Below are 24,986 nucleotides of genomic sequence, written 5' to 3' on the forward strand. Positions count from 1 at the left end.
AAAGTGGCTGCAATGTTCATTATCTCAGGGATGCACTATGGCTAAGCGACTAGGTTTTACTAAGCGTGATTTAAAAAGTATTAATGTGACTGTCGGTCTAAACTTGGCAGCGGCAAGGCGTAACGCTGGCATGAGTCAAACAGAGGTCATGCAAGCGGTATGGGGTGTGTCAAACAATCGCAATCGCATCAGCGAGATTGAAAACGGCAAGCACAATCTATCGCTGGCAGACCTTCTTATTTTTCAAGATTTATATGGGCAATCAATGGATTATATCCTAGGCTTATCATGTGAGCCTGAGCTTGATATGCTGGCAGGTACGGTCAATCATGTGGTTAATCAGTCTCAAAGTCTTATTCAGATGCTAACGACTGAGCTTGCCAGCGTCATGGTGACTCATGTTAAATCTATCTGTAAAAACGACCACGAAGCATTGCTGGCCAGCGCAAAAAGGCTTTGCCAGACTGCTAAGACTGATAGCGCTAACACGGTAGTGGGTAGCCCTACTTATCAGGCGATAGGCGATGTTATGCAGGTTATTAGAGATATCGAGGTTAAGCAGGCAAGACAGGTGCAAGCCGTTGATATGCAGATGGCACAGATAGCCGCGCGTGTCGATAAAGAGGATCGACATAGATTGCTTGCAGATCGTGATAAGCATTATCAGTACAGCATACCGCTAGCCAAGCCTAAGACCTTGAATGACGATAGCTTTACCGCTAACCCTGACGATGTGTTTGTGGGGGTGGATTGTGGCTGATTATATTACTGATGATGTTTGGGAGTCGGCACAATTAATATGGGAAAACACACCAATCATTACTGACAGAGAGCTTGCTGACCAGCTTACCACTCATTTTGGTGAGGATGCGCCTAAGTCTCATACTTCGGTTGGTAGGAGGCGACGCAAAGAAGAGTGGGTTAAAAACAACCTCGTATCACCTAAAAAAAAGAGCATCAAAGGCAATAAAAAACACGCACCAAGCGAGCAAAACAAGCAGAATACTACGCACCAAAAAGCACAAAAAACAAAGTTGGTGCGCTCTAAAACTAATAAAGCACAAAATGACCAAAAACCACGCACCAACGCACCAAAAAACGAAGTTATTAAGAAAATAACCGACAATATTGTCATGAGCGCAAAGCAACGCGCCACCATGATTATTAAACACCGTAAAAGATGGGAAAAACAAGGCGATATTCAAGACAATGTGGTTTCACTTTCGCTCAGTTTGCTTGATGATTTAGAGGACATAGACGCTGATCCTGAGACCATACAAAAAAAGATAGCAGTGATAAATATTTTGGCCAACGCGCTCGATGTGACCACTCGTGCTTCAAAGACAATAAGCGAGGTAGAATTGCCTTTATGCGGAATCACCCCAGAGGACTTTAGCCAGTCCGATCAAGAACGTCGCTTAGGAGCGCTTGAGGCATTGGGTGATATTGACGGGCAAGAACGAGAAGCAAGGGATAGATTGAAGGCTGAGCTTGATGATAGGCTTGAGTGGATTAAGGAGACAGCCAGTAGCGGCGACTTTGGGCGCACGCCTGAGCCAGACGATGACGACGACATAGAAGAGATAGACTATACGCAAGTTGACGACTAAGGAACACCAAGGCGCTTAAACGCTGGCAAGTGCGATAATTGAGTGACTTAACACACATACAGGCACTCAATTATGACTACCCTAAATTACGATGCTAACGGCTTTATCGTTGGCATTAATCGCATGAAGGACGGGATTGATAACGTCCATGATGATACGCAAGAGATCATTCAGATACTCAAGAGCCAAAACCAAATTGGCAACACACGAATGCGAGAGCTTACCCGCGCTGTTAAATCCGCAAACTATCGTAGCGAATCACAAGCCAGCGCAAGCATAAGTCGCACGCGCTCAAGCTCGCTCGATAGACGCCCGCGTATACCCTCTTCAGCTAGTACCGATGGCACCAATAACCGTAATAGCAATAGATCATCTAGCGGTTCAGCTAGTCGCTCAACGATTAGCCGTGCCAGCTCAAGCGCAGCTGATCGTGGTAGCAATTCATCCGGCTCAAGTAATCGCAGTACAAGCTCAAGCAACAACTCACCCGATAATGCTCGACGTGAGCGTGATGCCAATGGGCGCTTTATATCGGATGGTAGTAATAGCAAAAGAGGTTTTGGCTTGCCTGGTGGTATGGGCGGCCTTAGTAATGATGTTAGCGGCATGGATCCGATGCTTGATAGTATTAGAGAGGCTAAAGAACTGCTATCTCCTATCGGACGCGCTGGCAAGCTTGCCGGACGCGGTGCTAAGTTCAGTTGGTCAAAGTTTAAGTCAATGAAGCGCCGAGAGCCATTGCCTAACGATGAGACGCGCCACAATCGTGAGAATGAGAAGTTATTAGATAAAATATGGAAGGCGATTAAAAAGCAAGGCAGTGGTGGTTCTGGTGGCGGCTTACTGGGTGGCTTACTGGGTGGCGGTGGTCGCAACAGACGCGGTGGTCGTGGTCGTCGCGGGCTTCTTGGTAGACTAGGCGGGTTAGGTGGCGGCTTAGTAAGAGGATTGGGTAGAAAGCTACCTTATATTGGGGCAGCGATTGGGGCAGGTTCGCTTGCTATGGATTGGGACGGCCTCAATCACAAGGAGAAGAGCGCAGGTGTGGGCGGTGTTGCTGGTGGTGCTGGCGGCGCATTGGCAGGGGCAGCAGCAGGCGCGACCATAGGTTCGGTTGTGCCAGTTATTGGCACGGCTATTGGTGGCATTATTGGCGGTGGTGTTGGTTACTGGCTTGGTAGCGGTGCAGGTGAAGCATTAGGCGCAGCGGCATCCCCTTATATTGAGGATTGGACGAACTCTATTACTGCTTATAACTTGCCTAAGAAAATGAGTGATACGTGGAATAATGGGGTTAAGCCGTTTTTTTCTAAGATATTAAAGACGGCTGGTGACTTTGGATCGTGGGTTAAGGACTTGCCGGCAGGTATTAAAGACTTCTTTGGGTTTGATGGTGGCGGCAATGGCGCTCCAGCAGGAGAGGCGTTAAGGGCGGCAGACTACGCTATAAAAAATGCGGCTAATGAATCACTTGGCAAATGCGCTGAGTATGTTAATAACGCTTTTCAAGCGCAAGGATTAAAAGCTAGCGGCCACGGCGTTGATGTAGCAACAAATCTACGCAAGGGCAATGAAGGTAAGTTTGAGGACGTGGCCTATGATGAAAACTACCAACCGCAAGTTGGTGATGTTATGAGTATGCCATCAAGCAAGAAGTCTAAGCATAACTACGGTCACGCCGCGATCTACACTAAAGACGGTTGGGTTTCGGATTACAAGCAAGGCGAGAAGTACGGCAATACCGCAGCGCCTAACTCCGATTACTACGAGGATATCCAGTCAGGACGCATCAAGCCAACTATTAGCCGTATGATTAATAGCGAGGCTGTAGCAGCACCCAGAAGCTCGTCTACTATCGCTAAGAGTAACCAAGCGATGGACTTCTTTATGAGCAAAGGGTGGACGAAAGAGCAAGCCGCTGGACTCGTTGCTAACTTACAAAAAGAAAGTCAGTTCGATCATAAGGCAAGTGGTGATAGTGGTAAAGCTTATGGCGTGGCTCAGTGGCATCCAGATAGACAAGCTAATTTTAAGAAGAAGTACGGTAAGAATATCAAACAAGCAACCTATGCCGAACAACTAGATTTTGTTGACTATGAGTTGACTAAGGGCACAGAGCAGGCTGCTGGCAAGCGATTACGTAAGGCCACTAATGCGGCTCAAGCGGGTTCGGTGGTATCGCAGTATTATGAGCGCCCAAAAAATGTAGAGAGTGAAAAAAGAGAACGTGCCGCGATTGCTGCTGGCATTGCCAATAGCCACTCAGTAAATACCAGTATTGCTAATAAGGCGAAGCCTAGTAGTAGCGCCACAGGCTTTAGCCTTGGTGGTATGACCAGTGCAAGCAGTCTTGCATCAACCGGTAGCTACAAACCTGCTAACTTGCCAGCCACACCCGTGCTAAAAATACCCGCCATGCCTAAGATTAAAGAACGACTAGACAGTGGTGGCAGCAATAAACCTGTTATATTGCAATCAAGTAATGATACAATTAATCAAAATTTGTCGGATAGAGGGTTAGCACATGCGGTTACAGGCGGCTTTGGTCAAGATAGGATGTGGGGTTAGTTTGTCATTGAGCTTATTCACGCCAGCGCTGGCAAGTGATGACTACAACTGTACGCAGTTAATGTATGAGCATGGGTTGGCTACTTCAGCGCAGCTATATTGTGGATATGAAGATTACAGTGAGGCTGTAATTAGTAAAGCCAGTCAATGTATGGCACTCGCAGAAGATCATGGGGAGTCAGATCGATTGAAAGAAACTTTAAAAGAAGGGTTGGCTGATTTTCAGGCAGAGTATGAAAATGCCAGTAATAAAAAAGAGATATGTAGTGTGTTTGCCGATCAGTTTCCACTATTTGTAAGACCGTAAAAATATAAGTTTATGAAGAAGGGCTTGCGTTTAAGGCGCAGCCCTATTTTTTTAACTAAAATTAAGAGAGTCCAATGAAAGGTTCTTCAGATATGCCACCTTTTGGTGACATCCTCAACGCGGGTATTCAGGCAGTTAAGCAATTATGCAATCGAACCAACGGTATTACTCCTAAAGCTTTTGATAAGAAGGTAGAAGAAATTACGGGAATTACAGGCGAGCATTTAAAAATATCTTTTGTGAATCCTGAGTTTCCTATACATGCAGACGATGAAGATGAGGACATGGTTGATTCTTGTTATGCGTATTTAACCGAGATAATGCTATCTTGCCTAGTGGCAATAGGCGCGATAAAAAGTGAGGTTTTCAATATTGAAGCGAATCTAGGGCAGTCTTCTATTCACCTTATCCCCTTCAATAGCAGGATTACGCCTGAAAATTTAATACAGATAGATCCCTTTGGTAAGATTTATTTTTGGCTGGCAGGCGATAATTTTGCAAATTACCGACACTCTGATGTTTCTTCTAATACATACCAGTCGAACCTAGGTAGATTCGATTCTAAGAGCTTCCGAGTCTTGCGCGAGGTTAATAAAGCTGCTTATGGGGAAAAAGGCGACCCTTTAATTAATCATTTAATTAGCGAAACGATGCGCCGTACTTCTGTATTTATGAATAACTATGCCAATGTAATTGCAGCGAACGACCATGTAAAAGTGACGCCAAAAATGATACTGGATGAGGTTTTTCATTTAACCCCATTACAGTTTGAGCATCTTTGTTTGAGTGTGGTTGAGGCCTCGTTAAAGCGAGAGGATCCAAATGCCATTTTCAGCGCAAAGCATACAGGACAGAGTAATGACGGTGGTATAGACGGTATTATCACGCAAGACTGTGGCGCTGATGATATTCATACTTATTATATCCAAGCTAAGCAGTACAGCGAAGGTAATAATATATCAAACAGAGAACTGCGCAATTTCGTTGGTGGTTTTACACCTGATACTAAGTATCATCATGGTATATTTATTACTACAAGTGATTTTACCAAGCCAGCACTGGATTATGCTCAAAACCTAAATAGCCATAGTTTAATTTTAATTAATCAGATGGCTTTATTGGATTTGATGCTAGAGCATGAAATAGGTTTAGAGAAAGTACAGACAGAAACGTTAGTTATGAATAAGTCGTTCTTTAAAAAATTACGAAAGCATTAATATGTAATAGCGCTTTCCTATATCTCTAACTAACGGTTGTTAGTTATGCGCTGGCAAGAATACAGCGCTAGGAACACCCCAGCCAGCACCCCAGCAAAGCCCCTTAAACTAAGTATATTAACTATGCTTACTTAAGGGGCTTTTTTCATGGCTAAGAAAACAAAACTGATTACTTATAACTTGAGTGATCGTGGTCGCTCAAAAGATATCGGTACAGATAGATCAGACGTAAGCGTTCAGTCGATGGTTGATAACATCAACTCAAGCCGCACACAAGAGCTGGTCAATAGCGGTGATATGTACGGCTATTATGGCCATGAGTTGCGTGGACGTTTCGGTATGAATCCGCCAGACGTTTGGGTAAACCCTAATACTAATGAAACAATCCGCATTGAACCAGCTATCCGCACTATCAAGTTATCGGCTGATAATAGTGGCAATGTCTCAACGCAGCATGAGTTTTTAGACACTGATAGCGGTAAATACTCAGAGCGCCTATATGCCAACAAAGTAGGCGGCTTTTCTAGTGCTGTCATGCGCAAACGTGGCGCTGGCGGGTTGTATGATGTCACAGGCTTTTACGGCTATGACTTTGTGCGCCAGCCAAACTACAACACCAATCGCGGTGACGGACTTTTTGACGCGCTATTCATCGAGCAAGAGGATGGTGAATTTGCATTTGATAGTGTCGCTGGCATGACCTCGCAGCAATCCGCTATCAAGTCAGCATTAGAGACAGCCATTGTCCACCAGTACGACAGTATCTTAACGGCTATTCAGTCGGACGCTATGATTAATCACTACCAGAATGAAGTGGTCGCCGCTCAAGAAGAGGCGATTAATCGTGAGTTGCGTCAAAAGAACATCCAAGCCAAACGTGCCAGCCGCAAAGAAGTGCTATTTGACAACCTTGTCTGCCCGTCAGTGCCATTTAGTGAGATTGCCGCGCAATGGGATAGCTTTAACGATCAAGGTACTAGCGACAAAGATTTACGCACGACTGAGAGCGCTAAAAAAACGCACTTGGATAGCGAGCGTAAGACTGAGCGTGTTTTCTTATTTGGTAATCGATAGGGGTGGGTATGAGCAACAACAGACTACTATCACCCCTTGAGTCTATGCAAGTGGCGTGGGGTTTGGTGCTACGTGACTTTAGACAGTGGTGCTCACCGTCTGGTCAAAAGTCTATCCGCGACTGGAAAACGCGCCGCATCGAGGGCGCTATTATTGTCTCAAAGTCTGAAATGGTCGATGATGCTGAGGCTATGTTAAAAGCGATACAGCAAAACGAGAATGCCAAGGCAATGGGTGATACTACTAACAGTGGGCCATCTGTCTATCTGCCTATCATGGTCACAGCCATTAGTGCTATTGAGTCACCACCTGAGCGTGACATTGTGCAGCCTAACGCCAACTGGCTAAATGTCATCGTGCCAGCGGACCCATTGCAGCGTGTGGTGCAACTTCGTACCGCTGCTATTGCTTATCGCTGTCAAATTGCCTTTTTTGCCGCTGATCCTCACGCCGCCTCATCTATTGCCAAGCAGTTTGTAAACTTTTGGACACATGAGGGCAAGCGTAGTTTTGACGTGGCTTATGAGCTTGGTTTTGCTGGCACGTCTATTGTCAAAGACAAATGGAACTTTAAGGTCGTTGAAAACACGCTTTATCCTGACAAAATCGATGTCGGCATTAAAAACATTCATGGTGCTACGGTTGATTGTGTGGTCGTAGGACTTGAGCCTACGGTGGTTGGCTTAGGTCATCTTGACGACGATATAACGGACACGGGAGAGCCAGACGGAAGTATTCCACCAGGCTTGCCACCAGTGCAAGGCCATCGTGACCCACCAGAGTCGCTAAATGGCGTGGTTATTGAGGCTGATGTGATTGACAAAGCCGCTGGCAGGCATACGCGGGTTAATGCTGATCCTGACACTGGGGTTATTACTCAGAGTGAGGTTAAAGACTGATTATGACCAACACGCCAGCCAAGCCCACCAATCCCAACCTAGTTACTATTGACGCACGAGCCGCAAGCTATGACGGTGATCCGGTGCGCATACTTGCAGTGACATCGGCTGACAGTGGCAAAATATTAGTCGCCAAGCAAGATCACTGGAAGGATCAGCCAAAAGCCAAAGAGAATACGATTGTCGTTACTGATACGCCTAATCTTTTTGGACATTGGGGCATGGCGTTTAATGAGAAGGAGCAGATGAGTACGGTTATGAGTGCTTACAAGGCGGCTAATGCAGCAGGTCTTTTAAGCATTGATGACTCGCTGGCACGTTATGATCCAAAAAATGTTATCCAGACGCGCAAGTTTGACGAGCGCGGGCGTGCCCTTGACTTTGACAGCATGGGGATGAATAACGGGCATATCGCGGTACTTCTTGCTATTTGGGCAGCAAGACAGGCACATGGGGGTTATGTTATTACACGCCAGCCTAGTGACGATGGTGAACCGCTAGAGGATGATGATGACAGTGAGTTTGAAATGATGCCGTTTAGCATCTAAGGCTTTTTAGTGATTGAGAATCTATATGAGCTACCAGAGTGGCGTGAGGTATGTAAGCGGTATCGCTATGACATAACACGCTTTGCCGTCGAAGCGTTAGGAATGACTTATGCCAATGGTCAGGGCGTAACCCCGCAGCAAGAAACGCTTTTTAAGTCGATTGTCGTGCCTGGCAGTCGAACCACTGTGGCGTCTGGTCATGGTACAGGTAAATCTAGGTCGGCTGGCATCGTCGCTTTATGGCATCTGCTGTTTTATCCTGAATCAGTCATGCTATTCACAGCACCGCAAATTGGACAGCTACGCACAGTCGTATGGAAAGAGATTAATATCTGTTTGCAGCGACTCAAGAATAATCCCGCAGTTGGCTGGCTTGCTGATTTTGTGGTGGTGCTCGCTGAAAAAATCTACATTAAAAACTTTAAAGATACGTGGTTTGTGTTCGCTAAAACCGCGCCTAAACACTCGCCAACCAATATCGCTGGTCAGCATGGCGATTACTACATGGTATGGGGTGATGAAGCGGCTGGTATTGATGACGAGGTGATGGAAGTCGTTATTGGGGCATTGACGCATGAGAATAACCGCGCTGTACTGACTAGCCAGCCCGCCACCAGTACGGGGTTTTTCTATGACACGCACCACAGTCTGAGCCTCACCAATGGCGGTATATGGGTAAATCTTATATTCAATGGTGAAGAGTCGCCGCTAGTCAGCAAAACAAAGCTGATCGAGGCATTATATCAATATGGCAGCCGCGATCACCCAGGCTACTTAATCCGCATACGTGGTCTATTCCCCGAACTCAAAGGCAAATACTTACTCACTCGTACTGAGATCACTAACATGCTGGCACGTAAGCCTGCTGTGACTGAGGATGACGAGTACGGTTATATTGTGACAGTCGATGTGGGCGGTGACGTTGGACGAGATCATAGCGTTATCACGGTGATGAAAGTTGTTGATAAAGACTATAACGGGCGTATTGAGCGTCATGTCCATGTGGCTGATATACCGCTGTTTAGCAATCGCGCTAATATCAATGAGCTAAAAGCCAATATTTATAGCGTCATGGCTGAGTATGCAGGGGCAACGCTAGTTATTGATCCAATGGGTGCTGGCATGGGATTGTGTCAGCTACTCAAGTCTGAAGGCTTGTACTTTGAAACGGTCAACTGGGGCGTGCCTTGTTTTAACAATAACTTGAAAGCGCTGTACTTTAATAAGCGTGCTCACGCCTATGTCAGCATGGCGAAAAGCGTTGAGCGCGGCATCTTTAGTGTGAGTGATAAGGTGCGTGCTCAGTACCAGATGATTAAGGATATGGAAACACAAATGAGCCGCTTACCGTACTTCTTTGATGAGCGTTCACGCTGGGGCATTGTCAGTAAAAAAGACATGGCAAAAGACGGCATCACCTCACCCGATTTAGCAGATACTTTTGCTTTTGGCTTTATGGAGCGGATTAGTTATTCACCAGTCAACAAGGCGGAGTTTGTCGGTAGCGTGAAGGATAAAGAGCAGTGGGAGGATTTAAACGAGCTGGCAGCTATGCTTTAGCTATGAATGTCTGTTATAATTATTGTGCTAGCAGATTGTATCGAGCAGGGGTTCCTATTTGATGTGCACAGCATGAAACTAGCTGACTAACAAAGGTTCGCGTAAGGCGTAAACTAGGTTGTGTAGCTCAGTCGGTAGAGCAATTACCATCGTATAATGTGGCGTTGGTTCGAGTCCAACCACAATCGCAAAGCCCATCTATTAATTTAGGTGGGTTTTTTAATGTCTAAAGTTGGTCTAAAGTTAGACGTGAATGTCTAAATTACACCGCAAGCTACACCTCGATGTCTAAAGTTATCTCACATCATTTTGTGTTTTCTCGCTGATTAAAAGACGTTTATACACCCATAAAGCAACGTCTTACGACCTATATCAATAGGTCTATCGCACACTGGAACACCACCCACCGTACTTGCCGGCACACGTTAAACTAATACTCATTACTATACTGATTATTGGATTAAAACAATGGCAGACCCTATTATTTTTACGATCACCGAGGCTGGCAAGCAAGCCGCCTTCGCTGCTAATGCAGATTCAGCACAACTCAAAATCAATCTAACACAAGTAGCAGTCGGCACCAAAAAGCGCGCCGTGACAGGCAATGAGACCGCACTCACGACTGAGTTTAAGCGCGGTAGTATTGTGTCAGGGGATGTTGAGGCTCAAAGCAATACCTTGCGCTTTACCAGCTCGATGACGGCGAATGTTATAACCGATATTTACGAGATTGGCTTGATGACCGATGACAACGTATTGTTTGCGATTGCAGGCTCGAATGCTGCGCCTTTGTTTAGCTTGCACCCTGATGTCACTTTTGTTATTGCCCTTGGCTTGTCGCTAGATGATATTGATGCCAGTAATATAACAGTCACCACCGATACCAATGGGGCGCTATCCATTGTAATGATGGAGAATCATTTAGCCGCGCCAGATCCTCACCCGCAATACTTGAATAAAAACCGTTTCCAACTTGCGATGCGTGCGCTTTACCCGATGGGTTATCAGTACCATTCACATGAGCCAGTCAATCCTAAGCCTATCTTTGATGACATTCTTGGCTTAGATACCGCTTGGCGTCGAGTTACGGGCAAGATCTTTGTGTCGTCAGATCCTAGTGATCCATTTATTAATACTTACGGCCTTGTTTTAGGTCAAAAAGGCATGACAGAGGTACTAGCCAGCGGCGCACGCCCTCACGTCTACCCATTGCAAACAACACATACGTTTGAGCGCTACAATCCAGACGATGTTATTGCGACAGTATGGAATGTAAAAGCCAGTAAGACCTCGATTAATGAAGGCGGTGCAGTGCGATTTACGGTAACGGCTAACAATCTACCAGACGGTCAAATACTTAACTGGTCGGTAAAAGAGGGTGCTTTAAACGGCAGTAATAACGATATAACAAGTCCAGATAAAACCGATAGCGGCACGGTCATACTCAGAAACGGGCAAGCGGTCATCGACTTTACTACTACGCCCGACGATAACGTGGCAGAACCGCAAAAGCATGTCCGACTAACGGTGGGCGCACCAGCGAACCTATCAATAAACGTGCCGGTCAATGATGCTGGACATAATGAGACAGCCCTACACATAACGCAAAGTACCACTAATGGTATTGATCTGGCTGAGTATTACAAACAGCAAAACGGCTCATACCCAACAGCAACCGATAAGATACGTTTTATTGTTGATGCTGGCGTGGACATTATCGCGCCCAATACGAGCACGCCAGCCATGATAGAAGGTAGTAACTGGACTAGCGGTGCTGAGATTGTCGTGGAAAATAGAGGTCGTATTTTAGGGCGTGGCGGTGATGGTGGTATGGGGGCAGTCACCCTTATTGATAGCTATAATCGCAATAGTTTCTCAGTATCGGATGTGGCTACAGCGGGCAAAAACGGCGGCACAGCCATTAAGGGTAGTATCGAGGTCGATAATTATGGCGTTATTGCTGGCGGCGGTGGCGGCGGTGGCGGTGGTGGTGCTTGGAGTTACAATGAGGTTGAAGGAGAAGGTTCCGCTATAGTGGGTCAGCAAAACGGTACAGCGTCAGGTGGCGGTGCGCCTTATGGCTTAGCGACTCTTAACGCGGGTTCAGCAGAATGGTTTTTAGCTGATAATAGAAACCCTGATTTAAACCTAATTAAATCAGCGCTTGAGGCTATGCCTAATAACGCTACCATCAAAATAACACCCAGTGCTGAAGTGCCTTCCGTAATTTTAGAGAGCACCAGTCAATCCGTAGTCACCCTAGAAAACTTCAATTTTCGCCCAGCACTCAAAGTACCAACAACACTCCCCAAGGCTGTATCAGCCATCCCTAACGGGGAGGTTTATGATTTATATAAATCGGATATTGATTCAGATACACAAGACAGGGTATTTTTTCAATACATTTGGTCTGATTCAGTGTATGAGCGCTACAATTTATCAGGGCTTTGCAAAAGAGCACTTAACGGTGGCGTTACGTCAGGTGGTGTGGGTGGGTACAGCGTAGGCTCGTATTGGCCGTTCCATTTTTATAAAGCCAGCGTTAGGCCTAACCTATCTAAATCGCGGGGTGGTAAAGGTGGTGATATTGGTGAAAATGGTGAAAATGGCATAATTGAATCTTTGATCGTGCAAGATACAATTATGCAGCCGCCAACTTTCCGACTTTTCCCGAAGCCCGAGACAACCGATAGTAACTATAAGGAGTCTTCACCAGCCAGCGGCGGCCTAGCAGGTTACATAAAAGAAGGTAGCGTGACCATCAATAACCTATCAGGCGGCACAACCAAAGGGCGCTAACATGCTAACCAATATCTACCTAAACGCCGTCCGATCTCACGTTGACCTTCTGGTCAGGCGTGGGCGTACCGACAAGCTCATTATCTGGGACGTGGGGCGTGACGAGATACACGACCCAACGCTAATCGCCTACCGCGCCTATGGCAACCGTGATAATGCAGATGTCGTCATGCTATGCGCTGGCACGAATAGAGTAGGTGAGGCGTTACCCAATCGCCGCATCTACTTGCCATTACCCGCCAGCCTAGCGCAAATCAAGCGTACTTACACCAATAGCGGACTGATAGACGGGGTAATTAATGGCTGAACCTACCGATTATCTCAGTGAAGAGCGTGAGGACTCGACAAGCTGGCAGGATCGCAAAACCAATGCCATGACGCTTGACGAGCTTAGACAGTGGCGATTGCGTACTGGTAAAAGCGTGGGCGATCAGCGTAAACATGCCAGCACTCATAACAAGTACCTCAAAGAAACGATGCAGGATATCGAGGCTGGCAAGCGGCTAAATAATCGCCAACTTGCCTCGCTTATCAAGTCCGCAAAAAGCCGTGCTGGTATCAGTGCCAGCGAGCTACTTGAGTTCACATTAGGCGATACCAAGCGTAATAACGAGCTTAAGAAAACCATGAACGCGGCGGTGCTTGATGCCTACCTTGCCAATGTCAAAGCCGCATCAAGCAAATTTTTAGGCGGCATAACCCCAACCGATGTTATCAATCAATCAAGGCGTGAAGATATCAACCGCGCCAATACTCAGATATTTCTAGCCAGCGTTTTTAAGCGCCAGGGTAACATAATTAAGTTTGTTACTAATGCCGGTATTGGTAGCCCAGACACGCATCATTATGTCTCAGTGCAATTACTAGATTATCCTGAGCTACTACTAGGCCGTACCCGTGCGCCTAGTGTGGTCGATGTCAAAAAAGCGGTCATTGATGGTAAGATTAACTTTGATTGCGATTGTGGCCGTCACCGCTACTGGTATCGCTACCTTGCCACTGTGGGCAAATATAACTTTGGCATAGACGAGAACCGCTACCCCTCAACTCGCAACCCTAAATTAACGGGCGTGGCTTGCAAGCATGTCTTGCGAGTCATGAAGCACTTGACCAGTCCGCACATGATTGCCAAGGTGAAAGGGTACGCCACGGACGATATTGCCAAGGCCAGCAACAAGATCAAGCCTCACCGTCAAACGTCTAAGCAATTAGAGCGTGAAGCAGCAAGGCAGACCGAGGCGCTTAACAACTGGAATGGTCGCCTTCACTGGTCTAAAAAGATTAAGCAAGCAGCAATTAAGGCTGAGAAACAGATCAAGGCTGAGCAAAAACGCGCGCAAGCTAAGTCACCCAATCAGCCGACACAAGCAGAACGAGCCAGCTACCAGTACGCGAAAGGGCAGATAGGCAAAAAAGGCGTGCCAGACAACTTTAAAGAGATATATCAAACCGAGATTAATACCTATCAAGGTAAGTGGGGTAATACGTGAGTTTAAGAATAGAAAACGAGCTGGTCGCAAGCGGGCAAGCGCTCACCAATCGCATCATTACCTTGCGTAGTCAGTCGGTGATACCTGTTTTTGCCTTCAGGCGTGTGGTATTGCCAGTCAACACTGGTGATGATAGCCGTGATTTTGTCACCTGGTCAGGACTTGGTACAGTGAGCGACAGCGATGAGCACGCCATTGATTATGAGCCACTAGGCCATGCCATGGTATTGATACTTGATAGCTTAGGCGGTGCGTTTCACGATGGCGGTATGTTTGTCACCAGTGAGGAGTTGTCTTCAATGGCACTCGTTGAGCCTTACGACATATCGCTAGAAGGTGATGATCGCATTAAACTTAAGCCAAACTGGACGCCTGAGAAGGGCGATTTATTCTGCTTTATGCTTAACAACCACAAGGAATATCATGAGGTTACTGGTATAATGGGACAGTCGATGCTGGCAAGTCAGGGTAAAAAGTACGCCTTAGCTCAGCGTTTTGACTTGAATTATCTTGATGCGTTTGATGAAGAAAGTGTTGTTGATGTGGCAGTGCCTTATAAGTAGCAATAACTGGTTATAATAATAGAAATGAAAAATTAAGATTAAGGATGGTTGACTATGATTAACTATATCGAGGTTGGCAAGTTGGTTCCCGCTAATAAAAAGATCACAAAGCACAAGTGTTGGGGTGTGTTTGATACGTTGTGGGATGAAGTGCAGCGCAATTATGCCAATAGAGAAGACTTGGCAGGTTTTAGCAAAAACGACTGGCGCAGCGCTTATGATCGCGCCTTGCATTTTGACGGCTTAGACAGCTTTTCTATAATCCCGCCAAGTCTTGTGGTACTGGACGTGATCGTTAATAATTTTTTACTGGGTTATTGTTATCACGAATGGGTTAAGCACTTTGACCGCGCAGGGTATATAAGCGCGTCACCGCCAAGTTATGACCTGACGCAATTCCGCAACGAAAAATAATAATTAATAAGTGAGTAATCTATGAAGCAGTATGTAGAGGGTGCGACTTATATTGTTTATGTTCGCGAGTTCGGACTGCCTGCCAGCGACAAGACGCGTTACCATGTTCGCGCTAAGTGCGTTGGTGGGAACGATTTAGACGTGGGGTATTTTGTTGATGCAGAGGGTAATAGTTTTAATAGCGGCGTACAGTCTGCTACACTTGAAAACGAGTTTATTTGGGATAGGGAAATAGTAGATAAGTATCCTTTTGCAATGACAAGGACAGTGAATAATGAAAATGCCGCCCTACGAGTTAATGCCAGTCAATGTGTATCTGCGTCAAGAACAATTCATGTTTCAGCATAGCTATGCGCCGCAAATAGTAGCCACACTTACCGAAGATGGTAGGCTAAAAGAGCTTGAGCCGCTTATTGGTACTGAGAATTTTGAGATACCTGAAAATATAAAAGAACTGGCTATTCGTGAATTTAGCCAGTCGCTTAATGCTCATGGCTTTGATGTAAAAGATACCAATCAAGACTACTTAGAGATTACTAAGGGCGCGTTTAACATGCGCCTAGACACTAAAGATCAACTACCGTTTAGCGATGTTACGCTACATCAGATAGGCATGGTTTATAAAAACTTTGTAGCTGAGCGTAATGATACTAGCCAGCGTGCTATGGAAATGGCTATTCAAAACATGGATAGAGCGGAGAAATTCACTCAAGAAGATGCTGATTTATTTAGACGTGCTATAGAAAGAGACGCCTAATGAGCTTCTGTCAAAAGTATGTTTATTGAGTCACCGGACTTTATTAGCGAGTAATCTATGAAAACTGACATTCATGAAATTTGGAATTTCAATAACGAGATACCTAAAAGCTTTGGGCTTGTTAAGGTTAATTCTAACAATTACGCAAAAATCAAAGACGCTAAAAGGCTTGATGTTATTTATCACGAGATAACCGACACGCTGTTACTTGGTGATAATGTGGTTATGATTGATGATAGCCTTGCCGATGATATAGCTATGTATCGTGATAACTTTTTGCCAGCGCCAAAAGAAGAAGGTAGCTTCAACCTCTTTTGTAATCCAATGCCAATGCCGCCAATTCGACCTATAGAGCTACTTAATCTACCTATGATATAAACAATAACCAACCATCAAGCCAGCCTAACCGCTGGCTTTTTTGCGTTTAAAAGCTGTATGGAACACCCCTAAACGAGCCGTTTGGCTAGGCATTACTATAAGCATATCAGTATTGGTATTTATATTAGTAATCACCTGACCAACCCAACCGTATAGGATTATCCCCATGCAAGAGAAACAAGCACGAGAGTTAAACGATGCCGCCCATAAAGAGGTGCAAGCCACGCGCGGTATCATGCACATCTTCACCAATAAAGCGAATGCGGGTCAAGAAGTCGCCGCGTTTGACTCTATGCTAGCTCAGAACGAACATTCTGATCGCAGCGTAGGTTTTAGCAAGCTACCTTCTTCTATGCAGCGTATGCTTAGCCATGCTGTTATCAAAGATCATCCTGAAGCGATTTTTGATGGTATCAGTGAAGGTATTATTGAATATAAGCGCCGTAACGGTGGTGAAGAGCCGTCAGCTTATGTTGTGGCCGCCGCATTAGCAACTGCTGCTATGCCTTTTGGTGGTGCTGACCAGTACGATTCAACCGTAGAACCTACTTTTGATAGCTTGTCACTAGGTCATCACGAAGCGTTATCAGTCGTGCCAGCCGCAACACAAGTGGTTATCACTTATGGTATCGCTAACAGCTTGCCGCTAGTGTCTATGCTACCTAACCCTATGGGATCAAACGAGCTACCTATCGTATTCGGTACGGCGGTAGCTGGCATGAACATGGGCGTTATGCGTAAAGGCGACGCGATGGACGGTGACAAGGCGGGTATGCCTTACACTGAAAACCGTCATATCTTAACGATGGACAAAGGTGCTACTGGTGCGTTTAGCTTAACCTCGCATGTGGCCTACACTGCCAGCGTTAAAGCGGATAAGACTACCCAGTTTAAAGTTGATACCTCATCTACCAAAGCGCCATTCTTGGGTGGCCGTGTTTCGGTATTTGTAAAAGGTATTAAGATTGGTAGCGACGAAAGCCGTCGTCATCCAACAACTTCTGGTATCAGCACCCTTCAGCCGATTGATGAGATTACTATTGGCTCCGATACTTATATCTTAACCAGCGCAACCGCTGATCTTGATACTCACGAAGTTAAAGTACAGTTCGATATCTCTGCTGGTGCTGAGCCTGCTGAAGACGACGTAACGGTTGAATTATTCTTTGACTATGAGCGTAAAGACGACAATGGCAATCAGATTTTACGTGAGCCATCAATCGACATGGAATTTGGTCATCGTTCAATCTACGCCTTCCCAAGCCGTTCGCGCTCAGTCGCTACTATCGATGCGATCACCCAGCTTATGAATGAGCTTGGTTTATCTTGGTTCGGTGCAGTACAAACTATCGCCATGCAGAAACAGTATTTTGAGCAGACGGGTCGCTTACTTCGTACCGCTATCAATATGTGTCTGTCTAACCAAGACCCTGAAACTGGCCGTGTGGTGACGTTTGACTTCACCAAAGGCGGCGTATCACCGACTAATATCGCTGATGCTTTTGCCAACATTAACATCACTCTTGGTATGGCGCGCACTCGCTTGTCAACGGCTATTAACTTAGCGGTCGGCGGTTATGACTTGTATGTCTCAGATCGCGGGCAAGCATTCTTCTCAGGCTTAAGTGGTGAGAACTACACATCAACAGGTCAGAGTGCAGGCGATCAAACCAGCATCTACCGTATCGGTACACTAAAAACCAGCGGTGCTAACGTCTATTATGTGCCTAAGTCTATGGGCGTATTTAACGAGACGGGTTCATCTACCACGGCTCATGCTTTACTGGTGCCACGCGCTATCAGTCCAGCACAAGCACCGTTTGTTGGTATGGTTGCTGTACCGCCAATGGTTATGACTTCTAATGGTAACGCTTACGAGAAAGACGTGGCTATCTATAGCCGTACTGCTGCTGAAACGAACCCAATCCCTCGTTTTGCCAACCAGTTCATGCTTATTGAGATGATTAACTTGCCAGCGCTTTAAGCCGCTAGTAAGCAGTAAAACGGTATAGCCACTAAAACCTTGTTGTCATAGCTGGCAGCAAGGTTTTTTAACTAAATACATTAAGATTTATTACCCATTACAAGGATCAACCTCATGTCAGAAGCAAAGGCACTACCCAATAATATTAAAGCGCTTGAAAAAAATCCTGAATTTAAAAAAGTGTACGACAACAACACTGTAGACAAGCTTGAAATGCAGCTTATAGAGGCCGACGTTGAGTTCTTGAGCGCAGACAATAAAGCCGCCCTAGTGTGGCGCTTACTTGACCATCAAGGCACGCTTGAGAGTGACAATGACACAGAAACTAAAGACGATACTAAAGAAGCTGTTAATGGCGCTCAGACTACTGATAGCAGCGCTGATGACGATGTTAGCGTTGACGCTGCTACTAGCGGTAACAGCGGTGGCGATAGCGATACTGGCGACGCTGATGAATCAGTAACCTCAATCAACAAAGGCGATAGCAATGAAAATGCACAGACGGCTCAAGACGATACTAGCGATAAGCATAGCGCTCAGGTCGATGGTAAAGCAAACACCGATGCCGGCTCCGATAGCGCAAGCACGGACGACAGCGAAAAGTCTGATGAAGTGGCTGACACTGCCGACAGTGATGCGCCGTCGAATACTGGTAACAGCAATGACATTAGCGCAGACGAAGCTAACCAGCCAGCAAAAACAGGCGATAAAGCAGCCGATAGTAGCTCAGTACCCACTGAAAAAGCGCCTACCAAAACGGCCGTAAGTGAGCTTGAATATGTGTCAGTCAAAAATAATGGCGGCTTTAATATGCTAGAGCCTGCTACTAGCACGCTGGTTAAGGCTGGCAAGATCACTAAGATTTACATCAAAGGCTATGCCACTAAAGATCAGGTATTGCGCAATATTGCTCAGTACAATCATACACGCGGCGAAAAATTGACCGTCACCAACTAAGCGCCATTTTATTGAGTGGCTGCTGGCTTGTGGTCACTCACTATAATTAGCTATTTCACTTTAAGGATTTATCATGATTGAGAGTAATATTTTAGGCGCAGCGGTTGGCATCCAAAACCAAGGCGTTATAGATAAAAGCGAGGGCACAGCATTGCCTTCTACCGTTAATGGCGTGATCGCTGGCAAGTTTAAGCGTGGACGCATGGACAAACCATTTAAAGTGACCGCCAGCAATTACAAAGCGCTGCTAGGCCATGACCCATCAAACCCCAGTTATTTAGCCGTTGAGGACGCGTTCAAGCGAGGTATTAGCGAGGTAAGTATCTTGCGTACTGGTGGCATAGGTGATGCGGCTATTAAATGCGTCGCAAACTTTGCAGAAATGTCGCTACCGTCGTTCGACCGCGAAGTAGTGCCCGATTATTTTGTGACAGTGAGTCGCAATGGCGGCGAATTTAAGACTTATAAATTGAATCCCTCCATGGAGGGCGCAGACTTTTTTGCAGAAAACTTTTTTAGCTCAGATGGTAATAAGGTTATATTTTTTGATTACCCGTACGGGGCGGAGCAGTTGCATGATTCCAACAAAGGAGCTATATGCGGCATTGATAGCGAGGGTATGATTTTAACGCCCGACCAAGGCGCTATTAACTTGATGGATTTAGAATTGCTTGTCGCCCATAGAAAAATCACACCGCCTTACGTTCTAACCAAGCAGCATAACTGGCTAACCTTTAAGCCGACAGACGGCGTTAGCCCCGCAAACGATGTGTTTTTTAGCATGATAGGCGGTGATAGCGGCGCGTCCACGATAACCGTTCATAGTTGCGCGGTGATAGAAAAATATATCGACCCTAATGTCTGTATGCCTACCAGCGCAGAGATTTTATATATGAACGGACAAAACGAGCCGACAGGCGACCTATACGGCCGATACCGCGTTGATGGCGGCGAATGGGTGGATTATACCGCGCCAGCAAACTACTACCTTGTTAATGAGTTTTTGAGCCATACGGGCGTTATGCAACCCCAAGGCGGCGGCGGGATTAGTCCTTTTCAGTTTAACGTAAATACCCGTGGCGGCTATATCAACGGCGCGTCCGCCCAAGAGCCGTATGTAGATGGCCAAGATGGCGTTTTAGAGATCAAGCGCACAACCGTTGATTTTGAGCTAACCGACGGCGGTGCAAATGACCTTGTGCAATTACTGTTTGGCGGTAACATGAGCGTAAGTTCGTGCGCCGTTGGAAGTTGGTACGGCGTTTAACCAGCTGGAACACCGCTAAAACCACAAACCAAACCAAGCCTATACTGAGTCATAAACCACTCAGTATAGGCATTTTGTTATGATCGAGAGCAAAACATTAGGTAGCGCCGCTGGTATCCAGTATCAAGGCGTGATTGACAACTCAGAGGGCACCAGCTTGCCGTCATTGGCCAATGGCGTGATTATCGGTAGCTTTAAGCGCGGTCGCATGGACAAGCCTTTTAAAGTCACGTCTAGCAACTATCAAGCGCTGTTAGGCCGAGATCCAACCAACCCAAACTACTTGGCGGTTGAAGACGCTTTCAAACGTGGCGTTAGTCAAATTAGCATCTTGCGTACTGGTAATAGTGGCGGTGGATCATCCGCGCCAGTTGAGCCAGTGGCTGACTTAAGCTACGTCAAGATTACTAAAGTGGACAATCCGGTATTTGCGGGCGAATACTCAATCATAGAGGAGTTGTAATAATGGACGAAGTAAAAGCATGTTTAAAAGTCAAGGTGAATAACAACCCTAGCGTGATAGAAACTGTTTTTGATGCTGAACCACGGATACCATCGAACATAAGCATGGATCAGTCAGTAGTAGCTTCCCTTCTAAGTGGTTATTTCTCAGAAATAAACCCTTGGGGTGATTTCATAGCAAACCAAGGGTTTATTAGGATGGATGAAGATGGCGAAACCAGCACTAAAAATCTACTAGGTCGATACGATCAGGTTTTTACATCAGGTGGTTACGCCTACCCATCAGAAATCGGCTATGTTGGCTTTAATGATCTTTTATTAAAAACAGCCTTGAAAAATGACCTTATAGGTGCGGGGCCATTATCAGGATGGAGTGCGTGGGAAGAGTTAGTTGATATATCATCTATGGATAGTTTGCAGGATATTTTAGATGCAAATATAAACGCAGGTAACGTTACATACACTATCTACGCTGAACCAAGTACGCTTACTATCGAACGATGCACCGAAGAAGATATTATAAACTCTTCTATGGGCCAGCCATGGAATATTGATGCTTTTGATTTGGTGAAAGACATGCTGGTAGGTCATCTTGATGATAGAGATAAAGAAGGTTACGCGCCCGCTAGCTATGATCCCGTTGCGGACGTTATTACTATCAAGTCTAACTACCGACTGGAAAGAAAAGAAAAGTTCCTAACGTAATCAGCGCGCCATTAACTATGGAACACCCCTAAAACGCTAAAGTAAATCCTGCCTATACTGATGTGATACCAACACAGTATAGGCATTTTATTATGAGCGCTCAGACCCTTTATTTAAGTATTCTAGCGTCTTCTATGACGCTGACGGAATCACCTGATCCCGCAGCGCTGGCAAGCGTAGAGTTTGTCACGGAATACGCTTTTGATTCAAACGTTGTGGCAAAAGTCATGGCGGTTGATCAAAAAACCCTTACTACCGCCGCTGATCCCTTGGACAACCTTGTTTTTAAGATCAGCTTTAATGACAAGATCGACGGCAGTACGATAACGGAATTAAAAGGCCGTTTATACACTGGCGGCGGCGTTGAAGCACTAGAAGAACAGCACGCCGATAATTTTGGTTATATCACAAGCAAGCTAGACTTTTACGGCGCATTGGATAGCCAGTACGACTTTTTCGAGTCCGTCACGACCAGTTATAGCGCAAGCAAGGCGGCAGCGATCAAAACAGCGCTTGAAACCATGGGCGCATTAAACGAGCTTGGCGCTTATCGCACCAAACAAGTTGAGTTGGCCGTACCAGCCAGCACCGTAACCGACCTGACACCAACAGAGCTTAAAAATTCGTTGTTAGACATGCGCGATCGTCCACGCTACCTAGTCACTTGTGACGTGGCCAGCCTACCTCATATTGAAGCGCTGGCCGAGGTGATGGGTAAAATCAACTGTCATGTATTGCTCGATATCGGCAATATCACCGACTGGCAATCAGCCGTAGCGTTAACTGAAACACTAAGCATTAATGACCATCGTTTTTGGGTATTTTGGAACCCTAACAAGTCACGCCCAAGCAATGCGACAACCGTGCTGGCGCGTAAAAAATGGCGTCCATGCGTTGGTGATCTACTAGCCCAAACGCTACTACGTAATGCTCGCACCAACAGCTCAGGCATACCGCCTATCAATAGACCGGTTGCTGGTTACGACTTCCCTGTGGCATTTCGTGACATGGAAAAAATGGCAGGCGTATCGCTTGATGAAGAGGCGCAAAACGCACTTGCCAGCGCTGGCGTGAACGTGGTTATCAATGAACGCTTTGAAGGTGGTGATCGTTGGATCTATGGTGACGCGCTCACTCAGTACGATAGTAAAAATAGCGCCTTACGTTTAACCAATAGCGCCGAGATTGAGACTTATACGACCAATCTTGTGCTATCTATCGTCAAAAAACACTTACTAAAAGGCATGACCAGCTTTGTGCGTGATGCTCAGGACGAATGTAGCCGTGCCCTTGATGCGTGCGTGGCAGCAGGATTACTGGTTCAGCCGTCTGAGCTTGGCGGTCTGTATTATCTATTGCAAATCACGCCACGCGCTGATGACCCGTTTAGTAAAGCAGATATTAAGTTTAGCCGCCGTCCTGAAGGATGCGCCCGTCAAGTATTCTTTGAAGGCACTGTTACTAAGTAGTTATTAAGCCTTATTTATTAGCGTCATCGCATGGCGCTAGTCACAACCTTGTTTATTTATAACCCCACACTGAAAGGATTAAATTATGTCACGCGATTTTATTACCCAGCGCCGCCTTAACCGTCAACACGACCAAGCGCAAGCACAATTTGACGCACTAACCCCGCAAGAAGCCGCCGATAAGATGGAGCTTGACCCTATCTCTGAACGCATGGCGATTACCGCGACCAGCCAGATGCGCCTTGCTGCTTTAAATGTCGCCTTTATGCTATCCGCTGTACTAACGGATGGTGAGTATGACGATGAAGAGCTGCTACCTAGTGAAGTGCTAGACGGCCTTATGATCGAAGCATTTACCGATGATGACGATGATGATAGCGACATGGACGAGATTGACGAAAACGTCCGTATCACCTTCTCAGCTCACGTATCAGATGCGTTATCAACGCTAGGCGTTGAAGATGCGGTTATCGCTGATCTATTCGATGACGAGATTGAAGTGGCTGATGCCGCTTGCTTGGCTGCCGCTGAAACGGTGCTTGAGAACATGCCAGATGACGGTGAAGCGTTTGATGAATTTGTCGCAGGCTTTGCTTATAGCGACGACGAAGGCGATGATGAAGACGAAGAAAGCTTTGATAGCATGAATGAGGAATACCAGTTTGATGCCGCTAAGAAAAAATTGCGTGCTGGCAAGAAAACGGTCAAAAAGGTCAATGGCAAGACGCTTATCTATAAAGCCGTTAAAGCCATTCGTAATGGTGAAAAAGTTACGATCAATAAACGTATTAGCGGTAAAGTTAAACTGAACGCAGGACAACGCGCAGGACTTAAAAAAGCACGTCGTAAGGCTGGCACGGCTTCAGCCATTCGTAAGCAGATGCGCTCGTTTGGTAAGGGTATGCGAGCCAATATTTATAAAGGCAACCCAAACCGCCTAAAGGCACTTAAAAATGCAGGTTATGCGCGTAGCACGAAGGCTAATTTTGGTAAGAACTAAGGATTGACCATGAACCAATTAATTGCTTCTTTAAAGAAAAATGGCTTTGATATTAGCAGCGAGCTTGGCTCACTAAAGCTCAATTTTTTAATATCTCAGCTTATCATTATGGCACTACTTCTGATTAACACTGATTTCTTAGGGGATACGGTTTCTAGTATCGTGCTAAAGCAGTGCGTCTCGATGGGAATTGTTGTGATGCTGATTGTTAGTTGCTACTCAATAGGCAGTAGGTCAAAACAGTAGTCCAAGCCATTAAGTCACAAAACCCAGTCAGCAATGGCTGGGTTTTTTGCCATTTACCGCAATGGAACACACCAAACAAGCCAGCACGGACAGCGATACAATGGATAGATTAGAAACTACTTATCTAAGGCTATTATAAAATGAAATTATCCGATATCACCGAAAAAACACAACTGGTCAAAGACTTCGTTAATCAACTTAAAAAATCCACCAAGCAAGCCATCCCTATTGTTGAGGTAGGTAAAACCGCGCGCGTATCGGGTGCTAGTGCGCGTCCCGTTAATATGGTACTTGAGAACGGTCAGACCATTAAGCTGTTTTTGCGTGTCGTGACCGCAAAAGACGACAAAAACAAGGATATCGAGCGCTTTGACATCTTCCGTATTGATATCAACGGCAAGGCGCAGCCGCTATCGGGCGACTACGATAACAGCTACCGACCTGCTTTTGACGCTTCGGTCAAAGCGCTTGGTAATATGCTACGCACAGGTCAAGCCGCTTTCGATAAAAAACGTGCCAAACAAAAAATCCGTAAGCCGCGCACTGGCGCCGCACCTAAAAATAAAACCCAACAGCTTAACGAGCTGGTGAATGACGCGGCTGACCTTGATAAAACCATTGAGTCCAAGACCAAGGAGAAAGAAGGGCTTGAGCAACAACTCAATAATTTGACGAGCCAGCCGTAAGCTGCCATAAGCCAAGGGTTGTAAGG

26 protein-coding genes and 1 pseudogene are annotated in these 24,986 nt (G+C 45.9%); all 27 read left to right on the top strand.

The window, feature by feature from the left end; all coding sequences use genetic code 11:
* Positions 1–37: 37 nt before the first annotated feature.
* The 27 genes and pseudogenes from EI164_RS00660 to EI164_RS00790 all read left to right on the top strand — a co-directional run bounded on the left by EI164_RS00660 (position 38) and on the right by EI164_RS00790 (position 24,960).
* On the top strand, positions 38–760 hold the full coding sequence (locus EI164_RS00660) for a helix-turn-helix transcriptional regulator (RefSeq protein ID WP_192518075.1): 723 nt from the start codon (positions 38–40) through the stop codon (positions 758–760).
* Entirely contained in the window at positions 702–1,610 is a 909-nt protein-coding gene (locus tag EI164_RS00665) for a hypothetical protein (RefSeq protein ID WP_192518076.1), read from the top strand. The genes EI164_RS00660 and EI164_RS00665 overlap by 59 nt, the downstream gene beginning before the upstream one ends.
* Before the next feature lie 72 nt (positions 1,611–1,682).
* On the top strand, positions 1,683–4,178 hold the full coding sequence (locus EI164_RS00670) for a phage tail tip lysozyme (RefSeq protein WP_225739046.1): 2,496 nt from the start codon (positions 1,683–1,685) through the stop codon (positions 4,176–4,178).
* Position 4,179: 1 nt separating this feature from the next.
* Complete coding sequence (locus EI164_RS00675) at positions 4,180–4,485, top strand: hypothetical protein (RefSeq protein WP_192518077.1); 306 nt, start codon at positions 4,180–4,182, stop codon at positions 4,483–4,485.
* 74 nt (positions 4,486–4,559) lie between these two features.
* Positions 4,560–5,702: a restriction endonuclease gene (locus tag EI164_RS00680; protein ID WP_192518078.1), complete on the top strand. Its 1,143-nt coding sequence runs from the start codon at positions 4,560–4,562 to the stop codon at positions 5,700–5,702.
* Between the two features lie 147 nt (positions 5,703–5,849).
* On the top strand, positions 5,850–6,776 hold the full coding sequence (locus EI164_RS00685; RefSeq protein WP_192518079.1) for a hypothetical protein: 927 nt from the start codon (positions 5,850–5,852) through the stop codon (positions 6,774–6,776).
* An 8-nt stretch (positions 6,777–6,784) separates the two neighbouring features.
* Positions 6,785–7,675: a hypothetical protein gene (locus EI164_RS00690; protein ID WP_192518080.1), complete on the top strand. Its 891-nt coding sequence runs from the start codon at positions 6,785–6,787 to the stop codon at positions 7,673–7,675.
* Between the two features lie 2 nt (positions 7,676–7,677).
* Entirely contained in the window at positions 7,678–8,223 is a 546-nt protein-coding gene (locus EI164_RS00695) for a hypothetical protein (RefSeq protein ID WP_225739047.1), read from the top strand.
* Positions 8,224–8,232: 9 nt separating this feature from the next.
* Complete coding sequence (locus EI164_RS00700) at positions 8,233–9,783, top strand: hypothetical protein (RefSeq protein WP_192518081.1); 1,551 nt, start codon at positions 8,233–8,235, stop codon at positions 9,781–9,783.
* Between the two features lie 116 nt (positions 9,784–9,899).
* A pseudogene (locus tag EI164_RS00705) lies at positions 9,900–9,971 on the top strand.
* Between the two features lie 280 nt (positions 9,972–10,251).
* A complete protein-coding gene (locus tag EI164_RS00710; RefSeq protein WP_192518082.1) occupies positions 10,252–12,582 on the top strand; it encodes a hypothetical protein in 2,331 nt (776 codons plus the stop codon).
* 1 nt (position 12,583) lies between these two features.
* The gene (locus EI164_RS00715; protein ID WP_192518083.1) at positions 12,584–12,889 is read left to right on the top strand and encodes a hypothetical protein; all 306 of its coding nucleotides are present in this window, start codon (positions 12,584–12,586) and stop codon (positions 12,887–12,889) included.
* Positions 12,882–14,072: a hypothetical protein gene (locus EI164_RS00720; RefSeq protein WP_192518084.1), complete on the top strand. Its 1,191-nt coding sequence runs from the start codon at positions 12,882–12,884 to the stop codon at positions 14,070–14,072. Before EI164_RS00715 ends, EI164_RS00720 begins: the two co-directional genes overlap by 8 nt.
* Entirely contained in the window at positions 14,069–14,635 is a 567-nt protein-coding gene (locus EI164_RS00725) for a hypothetical protein (RefSeq protein ID WP_192518085.1), read from the top strand. Before EI164_RS00720 ends, EI164_RS00725 begins: the two co-directional genes overlap by 4 nt.
* A 54-nt stretch (positions 14,636–14,689) precedes the next feature.
* Complete coding sequence (locus EI164_RS00730) at positions 14,690–15,049, top strand: hypothetical protein (protein ID WP_192518086.1); 360 nt, start codon at positions 14,690–14,692, stop codon at positions 15,047–15,049.
* Between the two features lie 21 nt (positions 15,050–15,070).
* Positions 15,071–15,397, top strand: a complete 327-nt coding sequence (locus tag EI164_RS00735; RefSeq protein WP_192518087.1) for a hypothetical protein — start codon at positions 15,071–15,073, stop codon at positions 15,395–15,397.
* Positions 15,324–15,806, top strand: coding sequence for a hypothetical protein (locus tag EI164_RS00740; RefSeq protein ID WP_192518088.1), 483 nt, complete (start codon positions 15,324–15,326; stop codon positions 15,804–15,806). Before EI164_RS00735 ends, EI164_RS00740 begins: the two co-directional genes overlap by 74 nt.
* A gap of 57 nt (positions 15,807–15,863) precedes the next feature.
* Positions 15,864–16,184 carry a hypothetical protein gene (locus EI164_RS00745; protein WP_192518089.1) on the top strand — a complete coding sequence of 107 codons (321 nt, stop codon included), beginning with the start codon at positions 15,864–15,866 and terminating at the stop codon, positions 16,182–16,184.
* Positions 16,185–16,350: 166 nt separating this feature from the next.
* A complete protein-coding gene (locus EI164_RS00750; RefSeq protein WP_192518090.1) occupies positions 16,351–18,168 on the top strand; it encodes a hypothetical protein in 1,818 nt (605 codons plus the stop codon).
* 114 nt (positions 18,169–18,282) lie between these two features.
* Positions 18,283–19,125, top strand: coding sequence for a hypothetical protein (locus EI164_RS00755; RefSeq protein WP_192518091.1), 843 nt, complete (start codon positions 18,283–18,285; stop codon positions 19,123–19,125).
* 73 nt (positions 19,126–19,198) lie between these two features.
* Entirely contained in the window at positions 19,199–20,392 is a 1,194-nt protein-coding gene (locus EI164_RS16870; RefSeq protein WP_225739048.1) for a hypothetical protein, read from the top strand.
* Between the two features lie 79 nt (positions 20,393–20,471).
* Positions 20,472–20,855, top strand: a complete 384-nt coding sequence (locus EI164_RS00765) for a hypothetical protein (RefSeq protein ID WP_192518092.1) — start codon at positions 20,472–20,474, stop codon at positions 20,853–20,855.
* Between the two features lie 2 nt (positions 20,856–20,857).
* Positions 20,858–21,559: a hypothetical protein gene (locus EI164_RS00770; protein WP_192518093.1), complete on the top strand. Its 702-nt coding sequence runs from the start codon at positions 20,858–20,860 to the stop codon at positions 21,557–21,559.
* A 92-nt stretch (positions 21,560–21,651) separates the two neighbouring features.
* Positions 21,652–23,028, top strand: coding sequence for a hypothetical protein (locus EI164_RS00775; protein ID WP_192518094.1), 1,377 nt, complete (start codon positions 21,652–21,654; stop codon positions 23,026–23,028).
* 85 nt (positions 23,029–23,113) lie between these two features.
* Entirely contained in the window at positions 23,114–24,028 is a 915-nt protein-coding gene (locus EI164_RS00780; protein WP_192518095.1) for a hypothetical protein, read from the top strand.
* 9 nt (positions 24,029–24,037) lie between these two features.
* Complete coding sequence (locus tag EI164_RS00785; protein ID WP_192518096.1) at positions 24,038–24,274, top strand: hypothetical protein; 237 nt, start codon at positions 24,038–24,040, stop codon at positions 24,272–24,274.
* Between the two features lie 140 nt (positions 24,275–24,414).
* Positions 24,415–24,960: a hypothetical protein gene (locus tag EI164_RS00790; protein ID WP_192518097.1), complete on the top strand. Its 546-nt coding sequence runs from the start codon at positions 24,415–24,417 to the stop codon at positions 24,958–24,960.
* The last annotated feature ends 26 nt before the right edge of the window (positions 24,961–24,986 follow it).

The sequence above is a fragment of the Psychrobacter sp. FME13 genome, assembly GCF_014861395.1.
GTDB lineage: Bacteria > Pseudomonadota > Gammaproteobacteria > Pseudomonadales > Moraxellaceae > Psychrobacter.

Coding starts and splice junctions, on each gene's coding strand:
- EI164_RS00660 (WP_192518075.1), top strand. CDS start 38: ATGGCTAAGCGACTAGGTTTTACTAAGCGTGATTTAAAAAGTATTAAT.
- EI164_RS00665 (WP_192518076.1), top strand. CDS start 702: ATGACGATAGCTTTACCGCTAACCCTGACGATGTGTTTGTGGGGGTGG.
- EI164_RS00670 (WP_225739046.1), top strand. CDS start 1,683: ATGACTACCCTAAATTACGATGCTAACGGCTTTATCGTTGGCATTAAT.
- EI164_RS00680 (WP_192518078.1), top strand. CDS start 4,560: ATGAAAGGTTCTTCAGATATGCCACCTTTTGGTGACATCCTCAACGCG.
- EI164_RS00685 (WP_192518079.1), top strand. CDS start 5,850: ATGGCTAAGAAAACAAAACTGATTACTTATAACTTGAGTGATCGTGGT.
- EI164_RS00690 (WP_192518080.1), top strand. CDS start 6,785: ATGAGCAACAACAGACTACTATCACCCCTTGAGTCTATGCAAGTGGCG.
- EI164_RS00695 (WP_225739047.1), top strand. CDS start 7,678: ATGACCAACACGCCAGCCAAGCCCACCAATCCCAACCTAGTTACTATT.
- EI164_RS00710 (WP_192518082.1), top strand. CDS start 10,252: ATGGCAGACCCTATTATTTTTACGATCACCGAGGCTGGCAAGCAAGCC.
- EI164_RS00715 (WP_192518083.1), top strand. CDS start 12,584: ATGCTAACCAATATCTACCTAAACGCCGTCCGATCTCACGTTGACCTT.
- EI164_RS00720 (WP_192518084.1), top strand. CDS start 12,882: ATGGCTGAACCTACCGATTATCTCAGTGAAGAGCGTGAGGACTCGACA.
- EI164_RS00730 (WP_192518086.1), top strand. CDS start 14,690: ATGATTAACTATATCGAGGTTGGCAAGTTGGTTCCCGCTAATAAAAAG.
- EI164_RS00735 (WP_192518087.1), top strand. CDS start 15,071: ATGAAGCAGTATGTAGAGGGTGCGACTTATATTGTTTATGTTCGCGAG.
- EI164_RS00740 (WP_192518088.1), top strand. CDS start 15,324: ATGAAAATGCCGCCCTACGAGTTAATGCCAGTCAATGTGTATCTGCGT.
- EI164_RS00745 (WP_192518089.1), top strand. CDS start 15,864: ATGAAAACTGACATTCATGAAATTTGGAATTTCAATAACGAGATACCT.
- EI164_RS00750 (WP_192518090.1), top strand. CDS start 16,351: ATGCAAGAGAAACAAGCACGAGAGTTAAACGATGCCGCCCATAAAGAG.
- EI164_RS00755 (WP_192518091.1), top strand. CDS start 18,283: ATGTCAGAAGCAAAGGCACTACCCAATAATATTAAAGCGCTTGAAAAA.
- EI164_RS16870 (WP_225739048.1), top strand. CDS start 19,199: ATGATTGAGAGTAATATTTTAGGCGCAGCGGTTGGCATCCAAAACCAA.
- EI164_RS00765 (WP_192518092.1), top strand. CDS start 20,472: ATGATCGAGAGCAAAACATTAGGTAGCGCCGCTGGTATCCAGTATCAA.
- EI164_RS00770 (WP_192518093.1), top strand. CDS start 20,858: ATGGACGAAGTAAAAGCATGTTTAAAAGTCAAGGTGAATAACAACCCT.
- EI164_RS00775 (WP_192518094.1), top strand. CDS start 21,652: ATGAGCGCTCAGACCCTTTATTTAAGTATTCTAGCGTCTTCTATGACG.
- EI164_RS00780 (WP_192518095.1), top strand. CDS start 23,114: ATGTCACGCGATTTTATTACCCAGCGCCGCCTTAACCGTCAACACGAC.
- EI164_RS00785 (WP_192518096.1), top strand. CDS start 24,038: ATGAACCAATTAATTGCTTCTTTAAAGAAAAATGGCTTTGATATTAGC.
- EI164_RS00790 (WP_192518097.1), top strand. CDS start 24,415: ATGAAATTATCCGATATCACCGAAAAAACACAACTGGTCAAAGACTTC.